This is a genomic window from Acinetobacter sp. SH20PTE14, assembly GCF_021391555.1.
GTDB classification, from domain to species: Bacteria; Pseudomonadota; Gammaproteobacteria; order Pseudomonadales; family Moraxellaceae; genus Acinetobacter; species Acinetobacter amyesii.
In genome coordinates this window covers 1,214,834-1,232,041 of record NZ_CP090067.1, presented here as the reverse complement: position 1 = coordinate 1,232,041, position 17,208 = coordinate 1,214,834, and the positions used below count along the sequence as shown (strand labels likewise).

Sequence of the window (17,208 nt, the reverse complement as noted above, 5' to 3'; positions counted from 1 at the left end):
TTACAATACTTTTAAAATAAGCGCTTGCACCCCATAGCAGTCCGCCTAGCTTTGTCCTAAAATGCTAGGCTCTTTGTGCTTATACCTAAGTTATTGGAACCACCCAGAATGACCCGAAAAACCGCCCTTGCCGCATTACTACTTGCACCTAGTTTTTCATTCGCGGCAACTGTCCTTTCTGCACCACCTGAATTAAATAATAAATCTTATGTGCTGATGGACTATGAGACAGGGCAAATCCTTGCTTCTAAAAATGAAAACGAAAAATTAGCTCCTGCTTCAATGACAAAAATGATGACCAGTTACATCATTGAACAAAAGTTATTAAGCGGTGAACTAACTGAAAATGAAAAAGTACGTATGAATGAGTCGGCTTGGTGTCGCGGCAGCAGCACTGAGTCATGTATGTACGTTCCGCTCAACGGTACTGCAACTGCATTAGAAATGTTACGTGGCATTATCATTCAGTCGGGTAACGATGCTTCTAAAGCTATGGCAGAACATATTGCTGGCAATGAAGGCACCTTTGCCCACATGATGAACCAAGAAGCGAAGCGTATTGGCATGGTGAATACTCAATTCATCAATGCGACAGGTATGCCAGCTGAAGGTCATTTCTCGACTGCCAAAGATATGGCGACTCTTGCGCAACATATCATTCATGACAGTTCAAAATACTATCCAATCTACTCTGAAAAAGAATTTACGTTCAATGGCATTAAGCAAGGCAACCGTAATGCCCTGCTTTATACTGACCCAAGTGTAGATGGTTTAAAAACTGGCCATACTGAAGAAGCGGGCTACTGCTTAACGACTTCAGCTAAACGTGGTCCTTTACGTTTAATTTCAGTGATCTTTGGTGCGCCAAGCATGAACGAGCGTGCATCTCAAACACGTGAAATTTTAGCTTGGGGTTATGCAAACTTTGAAACTGTAAAAGTTCAACCTGCTAAACAATTGCTTGCAAAAGCAAAAGTTTGGTACGGTAAAGACAATCAAGTTCAAGTAGGTCTAGCTGAAAACTTTAACGTGACGATGCCTAAAGGCGAAGCGAACGCCATTAAAACTCAATTGGTTGTTCAACCAAAATTAACTGCTCCTTTAAAACAAGGTCAAGTGGTCGGTAAATACGTTGCAACGCTGAATGGCAAAGTCATTGCTGAAAAACCACTTGTCGCTCTACAAAATGTTGAAGAAGCTGGTTTCTTTGCAAAAATGATTGATCACATCAAACAATTCTTTAGCAACTTATTCTAAGTTTGATGAAAACTCGATATTAAGACTAAAGTGAAAGCATCTAGATTTCGGTCTAGGTGCTTTTTTATTTTATACTGCCTAAAAACCTGTAGATGACTTTCCTATGAGCCAAAACATTCGCCCTTATTTAGACACTGTTCCACGTATTGCTGACTCTTGCTATATCGATGAAATGTCAGTGGTGATTGGCGATGTTGTATTGGCTGAAAATGTCTCTGTTTGGCCATTTGCTGTGATTCGTGGTGATGTAAACCATATTCGTATTGGTAAAAACTCTAATGTGCAAGATCACTCAATGTTGCATGTGAGTCATAAAAAAGCCGATAAACCTGAGGGTTCTCCACTGATTATTGGTGAAGATGTGACGATTGGTCATCACGTGAAATTACACGGTTGTACCATTGGTAATCGTGTTTTGGTGGGTATAGGTACGATTATTTTAGATGATGTACTTGTTGAAGATGATGTGATGATTGGTGCTGGTTCACTTGTTCCACCAAATAAGGTTTTAGAAAGTGGTTATTTATATGTGGGCAGTCCCGTTAAGAAAGTTCGCCCACTGACCGATAAAGAAAAAGCGTTCTTGCCTTATTCAGCGCAGAATTATGTGAAGGTGTCGAATAATTATCTTGATCAAAATAAATAATATACGCATTCGTTTTTAGTTTTAACAGTTCCAGCTTATGTCTCAATGCTTCATTGACAGACAAATTCAAATACAGAGTAACTCTTTAATGTTGATTAAACCTTATACTTTATTCATTACTAGAATTTTTTTTGCAGGCGTAATTTTAACCTCTAACACTGCTTTTGCGAATTCAACGCAGTGTAAAGATGATTATGAAAAAATCATTGCCAAAGAAATTAAAGATATCGGCACAGCCTTGAATAAGGGTAATTATGCATTAATCACCGAAAAAACAGATTCATCTATTATCAATTATGCAGGTGGTAAAGATAAATATAATGCCATATTAGAACTTGCTGCAAACTCCTTTAAACTAAATAAAATATATGTCTCTCAAGTTGACACTCATCCTCCAAAACAAAGTTATATCATTGGTAGAAATGAGTTTTGTGCCATACCCAAACAAGTCACGATTTCTATGAATGGCCGAAAAATGACAGGTGATCTTTCCTTCATGCTTGCAGTACGTCCAATTGAAAGTAAGGAGTGGAAATACATTGATGGTGCGGGTCTGCAAAAGAATCCTGATATGATTTACACACTATTCCCAGATTTTCCTCGAGATAGTAAAATTCCCTTCATTGAATAAAAATTAAATATTTAACATTACTACTTTATTAAGCAAGTAGTTTTGAAAAGCAGTAATGTTAAATCTCTAACAACTCGGTTAGTACTGAGCTAAAACTATAATTTCACTAACTAATAAAACAATACACTTTTATTTATTTAACAATTTTTCTTACTATAAACAAAAGAAAATATAACTGTATCATTCATATCATATGTAATTGACTCTACAGAATAATCCCAACCAAATGTTTCTAATAAAGATTTGCAAATAACATTCTTTACAGAATCTGATTTTGCATATTCTTCTAACAAATATATTTTATCTTTTGGAAATGTATAATTATCCATCTGATATATTAATTTAATAGTTGCACCATCTCTGTATATATCTTTCCAAACTGTATATGCATTATTTTTCTTTGGCAGCGTTTGTTTAACGTCGAGAATTGCATCATCTACAAGCAACAAATTTTCATCAGCACCGCTTTTTGCAGTACAACTAACCATTAACATAACAAATATAAATAAACTTAGTATTTTCATCTAATTCTCAAAATAATTTTCAGTGTGAAGATATGTACAATGGATTTATCTTACAAGATTCCTCCACGTTCTTCTTACTTCAATATTGAAACGCATCTCAATGAAATTAAGAAAAAAATCAATCATAGCCACCGCTCCCTAAATTTTGTAGAATAGCGTTTTTACCCCATGGTGCTTTTCTATGACCGCTTGGACTGCTCATGTCACTGTTGCTACAGTCGTTGAAAAAGACGGAAAATTCCTATTTGTTGAAGAACATACAGAAGGTGTGACCCATACTGTATTTAATCAACCTGCAGGTCATGTTGAAGCTGGCGAAACCATTATTGAAGCAGCCATTCGAGAAACCATGGAAGAAACAGGTCACGATGTAGAAATCACGAATCTTCTAGGCATGTATACTTATACTCCTCCGATGTTCCCTGATCGTACTTATTTCCGTTTTTGTTTCTTAGCTAAGGACATTCAGTACCATTCCGATGCACAGTTAGACACAGGTATTGTCGGTGCAGTATGGATGACGCTTGATGAACTCATTGAGTCTGCCCGTGCGCGCAGTCCATTAGTCATCAAAGCTGTACAAGATGCTCTTTCAGGTCAAAAATTTCCTTTATCGCTCATTTACGAGCACCAAAATTCTCCCTTAATTTCAAATTTGGATGCTTAATCCTATGCAACAACGTGTCATCGTCGGTATGTCTGGTGGTGTAGATTCTTCTGTATCTGCAGCACTTTTACTTCAACAAGGTTATCAAGTTGAAGGTCTTTTCATGAAAAACTGGGAAGAAGATGACGGCACGGAATACTGTACGGCAATGGAAGATCTTGCCGATGCTCAAGCTGTTTGTGACAAAATTGGTATCAAACTTCATACCGCAAACTTTGCGATGGAATATTGGGACCGTGTCTTTGAGCATTTTTTAGAAGAATATGCCGCTGGTCGTACACCAAATCCAGATATTCTCTGCAATAAAGAAATTAAATTCCGTGCATTTCTTGACCATGCTGTGAACTTAGGTGCTGACTTTATTGCGACAGGCCATTATTGCCGCCGTGGTGAAACGCTAAAAAATTCACGTGGTGAAGAGTATGCACCTCTACTGCGTGGCCTAGACAACAATAAAGACCAAACCTATTTCCTACATGCAGTGCATGGTCGTGAAATTAACAAAACTTTGTTCCCTGTAGGTGAAATTGAAAAACCACAAGTGCGTAAAATCGCTGAAGAACTTGGTTTAGCCACTGCGAAGAAAAAAGACTCTACTGGCATCTGCTTTATTGGCGAACGTCGATTTAATGACTTCTTAAAGCAATATTTACCTGCTCAACCCGGAAAAATCGTCTTAGACACGGGTAAAGAGGTTGGTGAACATCACGGCTTAATGTACTATACGCTCGGCCAACGTGGTGGCATCGGTCTTGGTGGTCTAAAAGGTGCTGAAGAAGGCGCTTGGTTTGTACTTCACAAAGACATTGAGGGTAACCGCCTAGTCGTTGGTCAAGGTCATGAACATCCACTCATGCAAAGCACCATTTTATGGTCTGAAGCGATTGATTGGGTGGCTGGTGAACAAGAGATTCCTGAATCAGGTTTCCGCTGCACAGCGAAAACTCGTTATCGTCAGCCTGACCAAGACTGTACATTATTTAAAGACTCTACAGCGCCAAATGGTGTGCGTGTCGAATTCGATGAGCCACAACGTGCTGTTACACCGGGTCAAAGTGTGGTGTTCTACACCGGTGAAGTTTGTTTAGGGGGTGGTGTGATTCATCATACCAATGCCCCTAAACCGGATTTTATTTCATAAGGATTGTTTCGGATGACAGAGTTACCGTTTCAACAGCCTCAGACTCTGAATACTCGCCAAAATCGCGCATTGGCGTTAGCTGCTGTTTTTCAAGCTACACAGCTTACGCATATGACTGCATTGACTGGGCAGCAGAGTATCGGGGAAAGCGGTAACTTTTATTTTGAACATCTCATTAAAGCCAGTTTAAATATCCGTCCTAAGTCGAATCAGTCTAGTCAGACGCTCGATTTTTTTAGTGGTTTGGCGGATATTTCACTGGGATTAAAAACCTTAGAAAGTAGCATTACTCAGCCCTTCAATACTTCTCCCAAATCTAGACTTCCTAAACTTGCCAATACCAAGCTACCCATGACGTATGCGATGGCGTTATTGCAGTTAGAAAAGAAAGTCTATAGCAATCCTAAATTTGTCGAAATCATCAAACAATCCCAACAAAAAATTCTAAGACAGCTTTCCTTTTTCGATAATAATTATTTACATCCAAGTATCATTGCCAATTTAGCGCAAACCTATATTGAAACTGCTGGCCAAATTAATCCACGTATTATGGTTCGTGGTAATGCCGAAGCATTTAAAGACACCTCTCATACCAATCGCATTCGCGCCACCTTATTTACCGGCTTACAAATGGCACATTTATGGCGTCAGCTCGGTGGTAGCTCATGGGGTATGATTTTCAGTAAGCGCAAGCTACTACAAGATATTCAAGATCTTGCCCGTTTACAGTATCAGGTGGTTTAACTGATGCAGTACGGGCTTTTTGTTTTACGTTTAATTCCAAAATTTAAGGAATCGCTATGAACGCTTTAACCGCACTTTCTCCATTAGATGGACGTTACGCAAGCAAATGTGATGCTCTACGTCCCTTCCTCTCTGAGTTTGGTTTAATCCATGCTCGTGTGACTGTTGAAGTGCGTTGGTTACAAGCGCTTGCAAACCGTCCTGAAATCACCGAAGTTCCTGCATTCAGTGCTGAAACGAATGCTGCACTTGACGCAATCGTTGCAAATTTCTCTGAAGACAATGCAAACCGTATTAAAGAAATTGAACGTACAACAAACCATGACGTAAAAGCAGTTGAGTACTTCTTAAAAGAGCAAATCGCACATATCGATGAGCTTAAAAATGCAGGCGAATTTATTCACTTTGCATGTACATCAGAAGACATCAACAACTTGTCTCACGCTTTAATGCTTAAAAATGGCCGTGAAGTTTTAGTTGCAGCAATGCAGCAAATCATCGATTCAATCGTTGCTTTGGCTGAACAACACGCTGAACAACCAATGTTGTCTCGTACACACGGTCAAACTGCAAGCCCAACAACTTTGGGTAAAGAAATGGCGAACGTGGCTTACCGCCTTGCACGTCAAATCAAACAATTTAAACAAGTTGAATTACTTGGTAAAATCAATGGTGCAGTAGGTAACTACAACGCGCACTACTCTGCTTACCCTGAAATTAACTGGCCTGCGCATTCACAAGCATTTGTTGAATCTTTAGGCTTAAAATTTAACCCGTACACCACTCAAATCGAACCACATGACTACATGGCGGAACTTTTTGATGCGCTACGTCGTTTCAATACGATTTTGATCGACTTTAACCGTGACGTTTGGGGCTATATCTCACTTGGTTTCTTCAAACAATGTTTGAAAGAAGGCGAAGTTGGTTCTTCAACAATGCCACATAAAGTTAATCCAATTGACTTCGAAAACTCTGAAGGTAACTTGGGTATTGCGAATGCGGTATTGGCTCACCTTGGTGAAAAACTTCCTGTATCTCGTTGGCAGCGTGACTTAACTGACTCAACTGTGCTTCGTAACATGGGTGTTGGTTTTGCACAAAGTTTGATTGCATTTGAAGCTTGCTCTAAAGGTATTGGCAAACTTGAATTGAATGCTCAACGTATTCTTGAAGACCTTGACCATGCTCAAGAAGTTCTTGCTGAACCAATTCAAACTGTTATGCGTCGTTATGCAGTTGAAAAACCATACGAAAAACTTAAAGCCCTCACTCGTGGTCAAGCAATGACTCGCGAAATGATGGTTGATTTCGTAAATGGTAACGAGTTAGAAGCTGTTCCAGCTGCTGACCGTGCACGTCTTGCTGAAATGACACCTGCAACATATACAGGTAATGCAGCAACTCAAGCAAAACAAATTGCTGAATTAATTTCAAAGATCTGATTTCTAAAATCTAATTTTAGATAGATCAAAAAAACGAGGCATCATGCCTCGTTTTTTATTTATAATACTTCTTCTCTCTTTGAGATAAGGAGCATGCTCCGCAAGGAGATAGAAAATTTAAACGTAATTTTATTCTGCAGGGCAATATTTCGCCCAATCATCTTTCATCCGTTGTAATTCACAGCCTGTTAAAACATCTGAATAATAAACATAATATGTGGCATCGAGATATTGAATCTCATGCCGAAACATCATGCCGCGCAAAGACACAGAGAGCTCTTCTGGAAAATCATCTGTTAAATTAAGTTCTTCAAACTCATAGTTAAAATAACAATTTTGAGTCGCAATAAATGCCTCAACAACGGCCATAGTTACTTCCAAATACTTAAACATCGATATTCATCTGAGTTTAATACAATCTTTTTGAAAATACTTATCCCTAGTAGCGAACTGATGACATTTGAAAAAATAATGCACAAATTCTAGCGCCGTCTAACAAACACTTTTCATCGCATTATGGCTATACTTGCCGCGAATTATAACCACTGCACACCGATAAAAATTTTGAGCTTTGTCTTTTCATGATTGATTTCAAATTAAAACTTAAGCACATCTTAGCTTTTGCATTATTAACTCTTGCCATTGTGATCGCCAGTATCCAACCTTTAGAAATGGAAGCGTATATCCTCCATCAAATCGGCACAGCGTTTATGCTGATCGTGTTGCTCGTTTTCCTCTATAAAATAGGACTGAGTTTCGCAACAGTTTGCCTGTATCTTGGCTTTTTACTGATTCATGTCATAGGTGCCCATTATTTATATTCTTATGTGCCTTATGCTGAATGGACACAAGCTCTCCTCGGTTTCAACCTTGACCAAAGCATGGGATGGACCCGGAATATGTATGATCGGCTTGTACATCTTGCCTATGGTTTGCTGCTCTACCCGTTCTTTTATCGCATATTTCAAATCTGGCTACCGCAGTTAAAAGCCGGAACACTCTTTTTATTGGTCGTACAATTCGTCATGGCGACCAGTTTATTTTATGAATGGATCGAATGGCTGATTGCCATTGGCTTATCACCAGAGGAAGCTGAAAATTACAATGGGCAACAAGGTGATATTTGGGATGCACATAAAGATATGCTACTTGCAACACTTGGTGCGATGATCACTGGCGGCCTTTTATATTTCAATCTGAAAAAATCTTAAATAAAAAAGCACTCATCCGAGTGCTTTTTTTATCGCTATATTCATGAATGGATGTATTAATTATTAATAGAGTGGTAGCACATTTAAGGATTGATCTAAAGGATCTAATGTGCCCCATGCTGTTTGGAACGCTGCATTCGAAACTGCTGTCCCACCCGATACCGGATTGATGGACGCATTTAAATAAGATGAATCATCTGATATTACATCAAGAGTATTGTTTGGCTCTTGATTGTTCAATAAGCTGTTCAAATCGATTTGATCATCAGAAATAAAAGAGCTTATTTCGTTTAAGCCAAAGCCCGACACACTGTGCTGCGCAAGTACATCAAACACAGTATTATCATCTGTTAACAGTGATGCTTGATCATGTAATTCATTCGAAGCCTGTTCTTCTGAGATCAAGAATAAACTCGCTTTAGCAACTGTCATCGCTTCGACGGTAAAATCAAATGCTGAGCTTTTGGCACTGGTATTTCCAGCTAGATCCGTTTGGGTAAAACTATAGCTATACTTACCTGCCGCTAAGTCAGATTCTGGTGTATACAACCATTTTCCACTGGTATCTGCTTTGACCGTTGCCACTGCGACGCCATTTTTATAAATGGTGATCGTGGCATTGGTCTCACATTTGCCTTCAAAACTTGGGGTTGAATCTTGAGTGCTCTCCCCCTGTTTAATGGTGAGCTTTGTAGTATCTCGATCATCATACACCGTCGTCAATGTTGGCGCAGATGGTGCAATGGTGTCCTTTGTACCAATCACTTGCGTGCTCTTTGATATATTCCCTGATGTATCTGTCGCAGTCACTTGGACAACATTATTATCTGTTGCTGCGCTGCTTAATTTCACCGTATAGCGACCATCATCACCTACAGTTGCGGTACCAAGCGTATTTCCTGCACTGTTTTTAATGGTAATTTTGGCACCAATTTCCGCACTTCCCGACACTTCTGTACCATCTGTATTGATTGTTGCTGTTGGTGCAACGGGTGCCGTATTATCCGTTCCGGCAGTGACATTTAACGGTATCGATTGATTGCCTGCCGCATCAATCACAATAATGGTTGTCTTATTACTATCCGACAGTGCTGGGGACAATGTTAGTTTAAATTGACCATTGGCATCTACCGTAGTGGTGGCGATGACTTGTGAATTTGCGTCTAATATTTGAATGGTGCTGTTAGCTTCAGCCGTACCAACCAGTTCAGTTCCGGTTTTATTCACTTCAATCTTAGGTTGATCTGGTCGAAGCGTATCTTTGCCCATCTCAACTGACTGCGCTTCAGATTTGTTGCCTGCTTTATCTTCTACAATGACTTTAGCCGTCTCACCTGCTTGTAAAGTATCACTTAATGCAATGGAGAAATTGCCATCACTTGCCGCAGTCACAGGCCCACCTAAAAGTGTTGTGCCATCTGCAGCATAAACATAAACTTTTGCACCCGCTTCGGCAAAACCAGAGACAAACTTACCGCTTTCATCTACTTGTGCATTTGCAGCATCTGGAGCAATCGTATCTTTGCTACCCGTTAAAATCGTAGATTGAGAACTATTTCCCGCCTTGTCTTTAGCGTACAAAATTACGCGATTGCCATCTGTAATCGCGACATCCAAAGTAATTTTATAGTTACCATCAGCGTCTGCTTTAGATTGACCAATCGTATTGCCTTTGGCATCTACTAAATAAACCGTTGCGCCAGCTTCCGCTTTGCCTGATACCACTTTTCCGTCACTATCAAAACTTCCTGTTGGCGTACTTGGGGCTGTTTTGTCATTACTAGAGGATTTATCATCTTCTTTATCAAATGCCAGCAGATATACCGCTTCTGCACCTAAGATCTCCAATCCCGCCTTAAGAAGTGATGGCGAACCATCATCCTCACTAGCAACTTCTGTAGCTTGAGCAGGTGTTGTCACCTGATTTAATTGAGTCGATGCAGCTAAAGGTTGCATAAATTCATTCACAGAACGATAGCTAATTGTTTTGCCATCAACATCCATTTCAACCAATTCAAATTGCTCTGGCCCACTATGCACGAGCAAAGAATTATCAGAGCCAAAGTCATCTGTATAAAAATCATCAATCACAATTTTTTGACCATTTTTCAGGGTAATCACACATTGATTACCTACCCTATGGATCGACTGAATATCGGCTGGCTTGAGTTCTAACTGAATAACGGACGGTTGAGATATTTGTATTTTTGTGGCCTGAGTTTCTTTTAAAATCGTTTGATCTTTCTTTGATATCACGACAATTTTTGTCATTTCGCCCTCAGTGTTATTATGTAATAAACATCTAATAAATAATTAGTTAAGTACCTTATCAAATTGGTGCTGAACAGACAAACCATTCTGGATGTAAATTCATCAGAATTATTTTTATTTAATTTTTCACCTTAAATTCTACGCCAATAACAGCGGTTTCTATGGTTCTATCCATTTTAATATTTTAGATTCAGCCAAGTTTGGATAATCAAAATTATCAAAGTATTTATAAATGGTTGCTGTTTATTAGCCGCGCTTGCTGCAATTTTCAAAGTAGTATCATTTAGCATAAAAAAAGCTCACCGAAGTGAGCTTTAAATACATCATAGCAAAAACAATTTTAGAGTTTTGGATCACGCAACTGTACGAGACTCGAATTGGCTTTACTCAATGACTCCATTACTTTAGACATGACAGCAGGCACCAATGAGTCCGCAATTTGTGCTGCCTGTAAGCCCAACTTCTCACCAAGGGTTGGCTTTTTGCGGGTTTCAATCATATATACATCATGTTGTGGCATGAGACTTAATAGATATTCATCTGACGTTTGCAGTTTATCGACTAGATTAAGATCAATGGCATCTTGCCCATACCAATGCTCACCTGTTGCAACTTTATCGACATTGAGCTGAGGACGGTATTTTTCAACAAAGTGTTTAAACAAGTTATGCGTTTGCTGTAACTCTTCTTCAAATTTGGCTTTACCTTCATCAGTATTTTCACCAAACATAGTGACGGTACGTTTGAACTGACCTGCTGTATACAGTTCAAAATCGATATGTTTTTCTTTCAATAAACGGTTAAAGTTTGGCACTTGTGCAACCACGCCAATCGATCCCACAACTGCAAATGGAGCTGAAACTATTTCATTTGCAATGCAGGCCATCATATAGCCACCACTTGCAGCAACTTTGTCCACACAAATGGTTAAGTTAAATCCAGCATCACGTAAACGTACCAATTGTGCTGCAGCCAGACCATAGCCATGCACCATCCCGCCTGGGCTCTCTAAACGTAAAACCACGCGGTCGCGCCCAGCTTTTGCTGTCGCTAAGATTAGGGTAATTTCTTCACGTAGACTTGTTACCGCAGATGCAGCGGTATCACCATTAAAATCGATTACATAAATTTTTTGGTTATTCTTTTTACGTGCGCGCGCTTCTTTTGATAATTGTTGGCTTAGTTGCAGCAGCTCAAGTTTAGATGCAGTCGTTTGCGCAATTTTTTTTCGTTGTTCATTAATACGTGCATTTAAGTGACTTACACGAATTTCCGCAGGCAACTTGGGATTATGAAATAGCATAAAATTGAAACTCATTTAATTCATATTTATGTTGTATAACATGTGGGTTGCATCACAAAAATTCAATCTATTTTTTGAAAATAATTCTCATTGAGCCAAATTGAGTATTTTATTTCTACTAAGCTTTTTCTACCTAATCATAAAGTCCATAAAAAAAAAGAGCCTTTCGGCTCTATTTTAAACCGATTAGATTAACCAAAACGCCCGGTAATATACGCTTCAGTCAATTGATGATCCGGTTGAGTAAAGACTTTTTCAGTGGAATTCACTTCAATCAAATCACCCAAATGGAAATATGCGGTACGGTCAGATACACGTGCTGCTTGTTGCATCGAGTGCGTCACAATCGCAATGGTATATTGCGCTGAAAGTTCAGTGATGAGTTCTTCTACTTTTGCAGTTGCAATCGGATCAAGTGCTGAACAAGGTTCATCCATCAAAATCACTTCAGGACTGACTGCAATGGTTCGCGCAATACATAGACGTTGCTGCTGACCACCTGAAAGCCCCGTACCCGGTTGGTTCAAACGATCTTTCACTTCATCCCAAAGCCCCGCTTTACGCAGGCTATTTTCAACTATTTCCTCCATGTCGTATTTATCACGCGCCAATCCATGCAGTTTAGGACCATAAGCGACATTGTCAAAAATTGACTTTGGAAATGGGTTTGGTTTTTGGAATACCATGCCAACTTGCGCACGCAGTAATACCACATCAAGATTTGGATCATAGATGTCTTGATTATCCATGAGCACTTGTCCTGTCACACGACAAGAATCAATCGTGTCATTCATACGGTTGAGCGTACGCAGGAAAGTTGACTTACCACAACCAGACGGTCCAATAAAGGCGATCACTTCATTTTCATAAATGTTCAGATCAATGCCTTTGATCGCTTCAGATTCGCCATAGTACACATGCACATCATTGGTACTGATTTTCACATTGCTCGATTTCGCATCTTTTTTCGCGCTAGATTGCGTATCGAATTGTGACACAAACGCAGTATTGGTTTGTTTTTGGCTGCCCTGAGCAGAGGTAAATTGTGTTTGTTCTGGATTCACGGACTTATCCTGATATAAGGAATTCTTTTCAGTTGTAATGACGCTATTCATATAATGCCCTCAATTACCAGCGTACTTCAAATTTCTTACGTAACCAGATGGCTAAACTGTTTAAGCCGATCATGAGAGCAAGAAGTACAATGATTGCTGCTGCGGTACGTCCTTCAAAGAAGTTACGTAGCTCATTACCTTGCCAAAGGAAAATTTGTACAGGTAATGCAGTGGATTGGTCTAAAGGAGTGGCTGGTACACTTGCCACAAAGGCACTCATACCAATCAATAATAATGGAGCAGTTTCTCCTAGGGCTTGCGCAACACCAATAATGGCACCGGTTAAGATACCTGGTAATGCCAGTGGCAAGACGTGGTGAAATACAGTTTGTAAACGTGATGCACCCAAACCTAAAGCGGCTTGACGGATCGATGGAGGAACAGCTTTTAAAGATGCACGTGTGGTAATAATTACGGTTGGTAGTGTCATTAAACTCAAGACCAAACCACCAACCACAGGAGCCGAAAGCGGCATATGCATCCAACCAATAAAGATCGCTGCACCAAGCAAACCAAAGACAATTGAAGGTACTGCTGCTAGGTTGTTAATGTTGACTTCGACAACATCGGTAATCCAGTTTTTAGGTGCAAATTCTTCTAAGTAAATTGCGGATGCTACACCGATTGGAATTGAAATAATGATCACGATCAGCATCATAAATAACGACCCCATAAACGCCCCAGCTAAACCTGAAGTTGCAGGTGAGCTACGAGAGTCTGGATTCTTAAATATTTCAGTATTAAATGAGTTAGTAATAACACCATCAGCTTTAAGTTTATCTGCAAGTTGGCGTACTTCTGGGCTCAATTGTTGCTGTTCATCAGGCAAGCTGCGGTCAATATTACCAGCCAACCAGACATCGACATTAGCATCTGCAAGGATTTTAAAATCTTGTTTTTGACCAATCAATGACGGATCTGCCATTACCATGTCACGTAAGCGATAAGCTTCTGAACTTGTATATAAACTGTTGAGATCATCACGTTGTGAGGCAATCGCTGGATCTTTTGCTATGATGCCATTTACGATGAGCGCATCCCAATCCACCATGCCCATTTCAGTTTGCCAAGCAATGTAACGCTCTTGGAACTGTGCAGGTGATTCACCTTCTTTTTGAATTGGTTTCGCACCAACTTTGACAATGTTTGGATCAAAAAACACAGGTACCGTCATTGAGCTTTGCCAAAATGCAGGTAAACCTTTGGCTAAAATACTACCAAACAATAGCACGACGAAAAATAAACCCGTCACTACTGCACTAAAGCCCAAGACACGGAAGGTCTTTTCTTTACGATGTCTTTTCGCCAAAGAGTTTTCAATGATTTTCTTACGTTTTTCACGAAGCTCAGCGGCTGCATGTGAATCAAATTTTTGATCCATGTTTGATGTATTCGTCGTACTCATTCGTATTGCTCACGGTATTTACGCACAATGTACAGTGCAACAATATTCAGCCCTAAGGTAATCACAAACAGTGTTAAACCGAGTGCAAAAGCAACCAATGCTTGAGGACTCGCAAAGTCTGTATCACCTGTTAATTGGTTTACGATGGTAATGGTGACTGTAGACACTGCTTCGAGCGGATTAATGTGTAGTAAAGGACTGTTCCCTGCTGCAAGTACCACAATCATGGTTTCACCAATTGCACGAGATGCTGCCAATAAAAATGCACCGATAATGCCCGGCAAAGCTGCAGGTATCACTACTTGGCGAATAGTTTCTGATTTTGTTGCACCCAAACCGAGTGAACCGTCACGAAGCGCGCGAGGAACTTGAGTAATGATGTCATCAGATAATGATGAAACGAATGGGATAATCATAATCCCCATCACAAAGCCTGCTGTTAGAGCACTGGTTGCATTAATATCGAGTCCAATATATGCGCCAAGCTGTTTTGCAAAGGGTCCAATAATCATTAAGGCAAATACACCGTAAACGATGGTTGGAATACCTGCGAGAACTTCTATGGCAGGTTTTGCCCAAGCACGGAAACTTGGCTTTGCATATTCAGCCAAATAAATCGCAATCATCAGACCAACCGGAACAGCAACCAGTAGTGCAATACCACTAACCATGAGTGTGCCCCAAAGGAGTGGCAGCAAACCATAACTACCTTCGGCATTCCCTGATGTACTAAAACCTGGGTTCCATTCAGTGCCTAAGAAGAAATCGAGTGGACTGACAAAACTAAAGAAACGCATGGCTTCACTGAACATCGACATCACAATGCCAACTGTTGTCAGGATTGCGACCCCCGAACACAGTGCCAATGCGATATTAATAACTTTTTCGACTTGGTTACGTGCACGATATTTTTCTGCGATGCGGCGTTTAGCCATAACTAAACCAATCAATGCCGCACAAATCACAACGGCTAATTTTGCATATGAGCCGATGTTTTCAATTTTCTTTAACTGTTCTGCTGCTGCAAGTTCATATGCAGCTGGCGTATCACTTACTCCAAAACCAGAAGCAATCGCTTGGACGCGGTCAACCATTACGCTTGTGCTTGCAGGATCTAAACCTAAACGAATATTTTCTGGGACATTATTTAAAATAACGTGTTGAAAAATACTCGGTTCAACCAAGTTCCAAACAATCAAGATTAAAAAAGCGGGAATCCCACACCATAAAGCGACCAAAACACCATAATAGCCCGGTCGTGAATGCAACATTGCTGAGTTATTGCCTTTACCTGCAAGTTTGCGACTTTTGGTCAGTCCAACTTGATAAGCGATTGCAATAATTGCGAGCAACACACCAATAAGTAGCAGATTCATGTAATCTCCACTGTTTTTTCAAAAGCCCTTCTTGAAAAAACTGTTTCTTTGCAAAAAGCCAATGGCAGGTCAATCCTGCCATTGGCTGTTTCAATCCAATTATTTAACTGCTTTACCAGCTTTAAAGTTTGCAAGAACTGCAGCGCGCTCTTTATCAGACATTGAAATTAAGCCTGCTTTTTCTAGCTTAGAACCTTTACCAGATACTTTTTTGCTTACAAAGAATTCTGTAAATTCTTTCAAGCCTTTGATGGATTTAAGATGTTCACCTTTCACGTAGAAGAACAATGGACGTGATACAGGGTAAGAACCATTCAGAATTGTTTTCTCAGATGGCGCTACATTATTCACTGTTGCTACACGTAACTTGTCACGGTTTTGGTCATAGAAACCTAGACCGAATACACCTACAGCGTTAGGTGAAGTTTTTAAGCGTGCCAATGTCTCTGTATAGTCGCCTGCGATTTCAATCACACGACCATCTTTACGGAATGTTGAACATGCTTTTTTCTGAGCATCTTTATCTAATTTTGCGAAAGCTTCATAAGTTTCACAGCCAGCATCGACCATTTTTTCTTGGAACACTTCACGTGTACCATGGTTTGATGCAGGAATAACTAAAGTGATTGCTTCGTTTGGTAAAGTTGGGTCGATTTGATTCCAACGTGTGTATGGGTTTGGAACCAATTTACCTTTTGAAGGTAATTCAGCAGCAAGTGCAGCAAATACGTGCTGTGGGCGAAGTTTGAATGCCGCTTTTTTCGCATTTGAAGCAAATACGATACCGTCATATCCAACTTTAATTTCTAAGATTTGGTTAACGCCTGCTTTTTTACATGCAGCCAATTCAGTACCTTTAATTTTACGAGATGCATTAGCAATATCGATAGTGTTATCACCAACGCCATTACAGAATTGTTTCAAACCACCTGAAGTACCACCAGAACCTACAACAGGTGCTTTAAATTGTGGGAATGTATTACCAAACTCTTCTGCAACAATACTTGCATAAGGCAGTACAGTTGAAGAACCAGCAATTTGGATCGTGTCACGAGCTGCATTTGCAGTGGTAGCGACTGTTGCCCCAGTAGTGAGTACCATAGCAAGTGCGATATGATTTAAGCGCATTCTCATCTCTCTTAATTGATGCATTTATTGGAGTACGCCACTTTTATTTTTAAAGTCTTGTACTTTTTCGATATACGCATTTTGATTTTAGAGTATGACAGTTAGGTTACATCTTTATGACGCTTTTATGATAATTGATGATTGCTCATTGATTTAAATATAATTCTTTATTTTTCAATACGTAATGAAATTTATCAAAGTATTGGTCTTATTTATTTCTACTTTGATATTCGTAAGAATTCATGTCACTGTCATATTTTGTCTTATTTTCTTTTTTCAAATTGTCCTCTTTTTCTGAATGATGCACATTTGCATGTTCGATTTTTTATTCCATGTTATTCCAA

At 39.7% G+C, this 17,208-nt stretch carries 16 protein-coding genes; 8 read left to right on the top strand and 8 right to left on the bottom strand.

The genetic code is table 11. The features are described 5' to 3' along the window. Positions 1-108 precede the first annotated feature (108 nt). The 3 genes from dacC to LXF01_RS06035 all read left to right on the top strand — a co-directional run bounded on the left by dacC (position 109) and on the right by LXF01_RS06035 (position 2,534). Entirely contained in the window at positions 109-1,257 is a 1,149-nt protein-coding gene (gene dacC / locus LXF01_RS06045; RefSeq protein WP_233945194.1) for a D-alanyl-D-alanine carboxypeptidase PBP5/6, read from the top strand. 103 nt (positions 1,258-1,360) lie between these two features. Further along, entirely contained in the window at positions 1,361-1,903 is a 543-nt protein-coding gene (locus LXF01_RS06040) for a gamma carbonic anhydrase family protein (protein WP_180010407.1), read from the top strand. 88 nt (positions 1,904-1,991) lie between these two features. Continuing rightward, positions 1,992-2,534 (top strand): hypothetical protein, encoded by a 543-nt coding sequence (locus LXF01_RS06035; protein WP_233945193.1) that lies wholly within the window; start codon positions 1,992-1,994, stop codon positions 2,532-2,534. Between the two features lie 137 nt (positions 2,535-2,671). Here the strand turns inward: LXF01_RS06035 and LXF01_RS06030 are convergent, their stop codons facing one another. Continuing rightward, complete coding sequence (locus LXF01_RS06030; RefSeq protein ID WP_233945192.1) at positions 2,672-3,058, bottom strand: hypothetical protein; 387 nt, start codon at positions 3,056-3,058, stop codon at positions 2,672-2,674. A 181-nt stretch (positions 3,059-3,239) separates the two neighbouring features. On the opposite strand from LXF01_RS06030, the gene LXF01_RS06025 reads away from it, so the two are divergent. From LXF01_RS06025 to purB, 4 genes are read left to right on the top strand one after another with little or no spacing between them, the layout of a single operon-like run. Beyond that, positions 3,240-3,725, top strand: coding sequence for an NUDIX hydrolase (locus LXF01_RS06025; protein ID WP_180010414.1), 486 nt, complete (start codon positions 3,240-3,242; stop codon positions 3,723-3,725). A 4-nt stretch (positions 3,726-3,729) separates the two neighbouring features. Beyond that, positions 3,730-4,866, top strand: coding sequence for a tRNA 2-thiouridine(34) synthase MnmA (mnmA, locus tag LXF01_RS06020; protein ID WP_180127220.1), 1,137 nt, complete (start codon positions 3,730-3,732; stop codon positions 4,864-4,866). A 12-nt stretch (positions 4,867-4,878) separates the two neighbouring features. Next, positions 4,879-5,610 (top strand): high frequency lysogenization protein HflD, encoded by a 732-nt coding sequence (hflD, locus tag LXF01_RS06015; RefSeq protein ID WP_218952734.1) that lies wholly within the window; start codon positions 4,879-4,881, stop codon positions 5,608-5,610. A gap of 56 nt (positions 5,611-5,666) precedes the next feature. After that, on the top strand, positions 5,667-7,055 hold the full coding sequence (gene purB, locus LXF01_RS06010; RefSeq protein WP_233945191.1) for an adenylosuccinate lyase: 1,389 nt from the start codon (positions 5,667-5,669) through the stop codon (positions 7,053-7,055). 129 nt (positions 7,056-7,184) lie between these two features. Here the strand turns inward: purB and LXF01_RS06005 are convergent, their stop codons facing one another. Beyond that, on the bottom strand, positions 7,185-7,424 hold the full coding sequence (locus tag LXF01_RS06005) for a hypothetical protein (protein WP_180133102.1): 240 nt from the start codon (positions 7,422-7,424) through the stop codon (positions 7,185-7,187). Positions 7,425-7,636: 212 nt separating this feature from the next. Here LXF01_RS06005 and LXF01_RS06000 point away from each other — a divergent pair, with 212 nt between their 5' ends. Next, on the top strand, positions 7,637-8,266 hold the full coding sequence (locus LXF01_RS06000) for a DUF2238 domain-containing protein (protein ID WP_233945190.1): 630 nt from the start codon (positions 7,637-7,639) through the stop codon (positions 8,264-8,266). A 63-nt stretch (positions 8,267-8,329) separates the two neighbouring features. Here the strand turns inward: LXF01_RS06000 and LXF01_RS05995 are convergent, their stop codons facing one another. From LXF01_RS05995 to LXF01_RS05970, 6 genes are all read right to left on the bottom strand, one after another. Further along, positions 8,330-10,537, bottom strand: coding sequence for an Ig-like domain-containing protein (locus LXF01_RS05995; protein WP_233945189.1), 2,208 nt, complete (start codon positions 10,535-10,537; stop codon positions 8,330-8,332). Positions 10,538-10,877: 340 nt separating this feature from the next. Next, positions 10,878-11,840, bottom strand: a complete 963-nt coding sequence (gene sohB, locus LXF01_RS05990; protein WP_233945188.1) for a protease SohB — start codon at positions 11,838-11,840, stop codon at positions 10,878-10,880. A gap of 191 nt (positions 11,841-12,031) precedes the next feature. Beyond that, a complete protein-coding gene (gene pstB / locus LXF01_RS05985) occupies positions 12,032-12,955 on the bottom strand; it encodes a phosphate ABC transporter ATP-binding protein PstB (protein ID WP_218948527.1) in 924 nt (307 codons plus the stop codon). Positions 12,956-12,968: 13 nt separating this feature from the next. Beyond that, the gene (pstA, locus tag LXF01_RS05980; protein ID WP_078191850.1) at positions 12,969-14,360 is read right to left on the bottom strand and encodes a phosphate ABC transporter permease PstA; all 1,392 of its coding nucleotides are present in this window, start codon (positions 14,358-14,360) and stop codon (positions 12,969-12,971) included. Beyond that, on the bottom strand, positions 14,357-15,736 hold the full coding sequence (gene pstC, locus LXF01_RS05975) for a phosphate ABC transporter permease subunit PstC (protein WP_233945187.1): 1,380 nt from the start codon (positions 15,734-15,736) through the stop codon (positions 14,357-14,359). Before pstC ends, pstA begins: the two co-directional genes overlap by 4 nt. A 99-nt stretch (positions 15,737-15,835) precedes the next feature. After that, positions 15,836-16,864: a substrate-binding domain-containing protein gene (locus LXF01_RS05970; protein WP_233945186.1), complete on the bottom strand. Its 1,029-nt coding sequence runs from the start codon at positions 16,862-16,864 to the stop codon at positions 15,836-15,838. Between the last annotated feature and the right edge of the window lie 344 nt (positions 16,865-17,208).

Excerpts from the sequence above, each read along its gene's own strand:
- dacC (WP_233945194.1), top strand. The coding sequence starts at position 109 with ATGACCCGAAAAACCGCCCTTGCCGCATTACTACTTGCACCTAGTTTT.
- LXF01_RS06040 (WP_180010407.1), top strand. The coding sequence starts at position 1,361 with ATGAGCCAAAACATTCGCCCTTATTTAGACACTGTTCCACGTATTGCT.
- LXF01_RS06035 (WP_233945193.1), top strand. The coding sequence starts at position 1,992 with ATGTTGATTAAACCTTATACTTTATTCATTACTAGAATTTTTTTTGCA.
- LXF01_RS06030 (WP_233945192.1), bottom strand. The coding sequence starts at position 3,058 with ATGAAAATACTAAGTTTATTTATATTTGTTATGTTAATGGTTAGTTGT.
- LXF01_RS06025 (WP_180010414.1), top strand. The coding sequence starts at position 3,240 with ATGACCGCTTGGACTGCTCATGTCACTGTTGCTACAGTCGTTGAAAAA.
- mnmA (WP_180127220.1), top strand. The coding sequence starts at position 3,730 with ATGCAACAACGTGTCATCGTCGGTATGTCTGGTGGTGTAGATTCTTCT.
- hflD (WP_218952734.1), top strand. The coding sequence starts at position 4,879 with ATGACAGAGTTACCGTTTCAACAGCCTCAGACTCTGAATACTCGCCAA.
- purB (WP_233945191.1), top strand. The coding sequence starts at position 5,667 with ATGAACGCTTTAACCGCACTTTCTCCATTAGATGGACGTTACGCAAGC.
- LXF01_RS06005 (WP_180133102.1), bottom strand. The coding sequence starts at position 7,424 with ATGGCCGTTGTTGAGGCATTTATTGCGACTCAAAATTGTTATTTTAAC.
- LXF01_RS06000 (WP_233945190.1), top strand. The coding sequence starts at position 7,637 with ATGATTGATTTCAAATTAAAACTTAAGCACATCTTAGCTTTTGCATTA.
- LXF01_RS05995 (WP_233945189.1), bottom strand. The coding sequence starts at position 10,537 with ATGACAAAAATTGTCGTGATATCAAAGAAAGATCAAACGATTTTAAAA.
- sohB (WP_233945188.1), bottom strand. The coding sequence starts at position 11,840 with ATGCTATTTCATAATCCCAAGTTGCCTGCGGAAATTCGTGTAAGTCAC.
- pstB (WP_218948527.1), bottom strand. The coding sequence starts at position 12,955 with ATGAATAGCGTCATTACAACTGAAAAGAATTCCTTATATCAGGATAAG.
- pstA (WP_078191850.1), bottom strand. The coding sequence starts at position 14,360 with ATGAGTACGACGAATACATCAAACATGGATCAAAAATTTGATTCACAT.
- pstC (WP_233945187.1), bottom strand. The coding sequence starts at position 15,736 with ATGAATCTGCTACTTATTGGTGTGTTGCTCGCAATTATTGCAATCGCT.
- LXF01_RS05970 (WP_233945186.1), bottom strand. The coding sequence starts at position 16,864 with ATGCGCTTAAATCATATCGCACTTGCTATGGTACTCACTACTGGGGCA.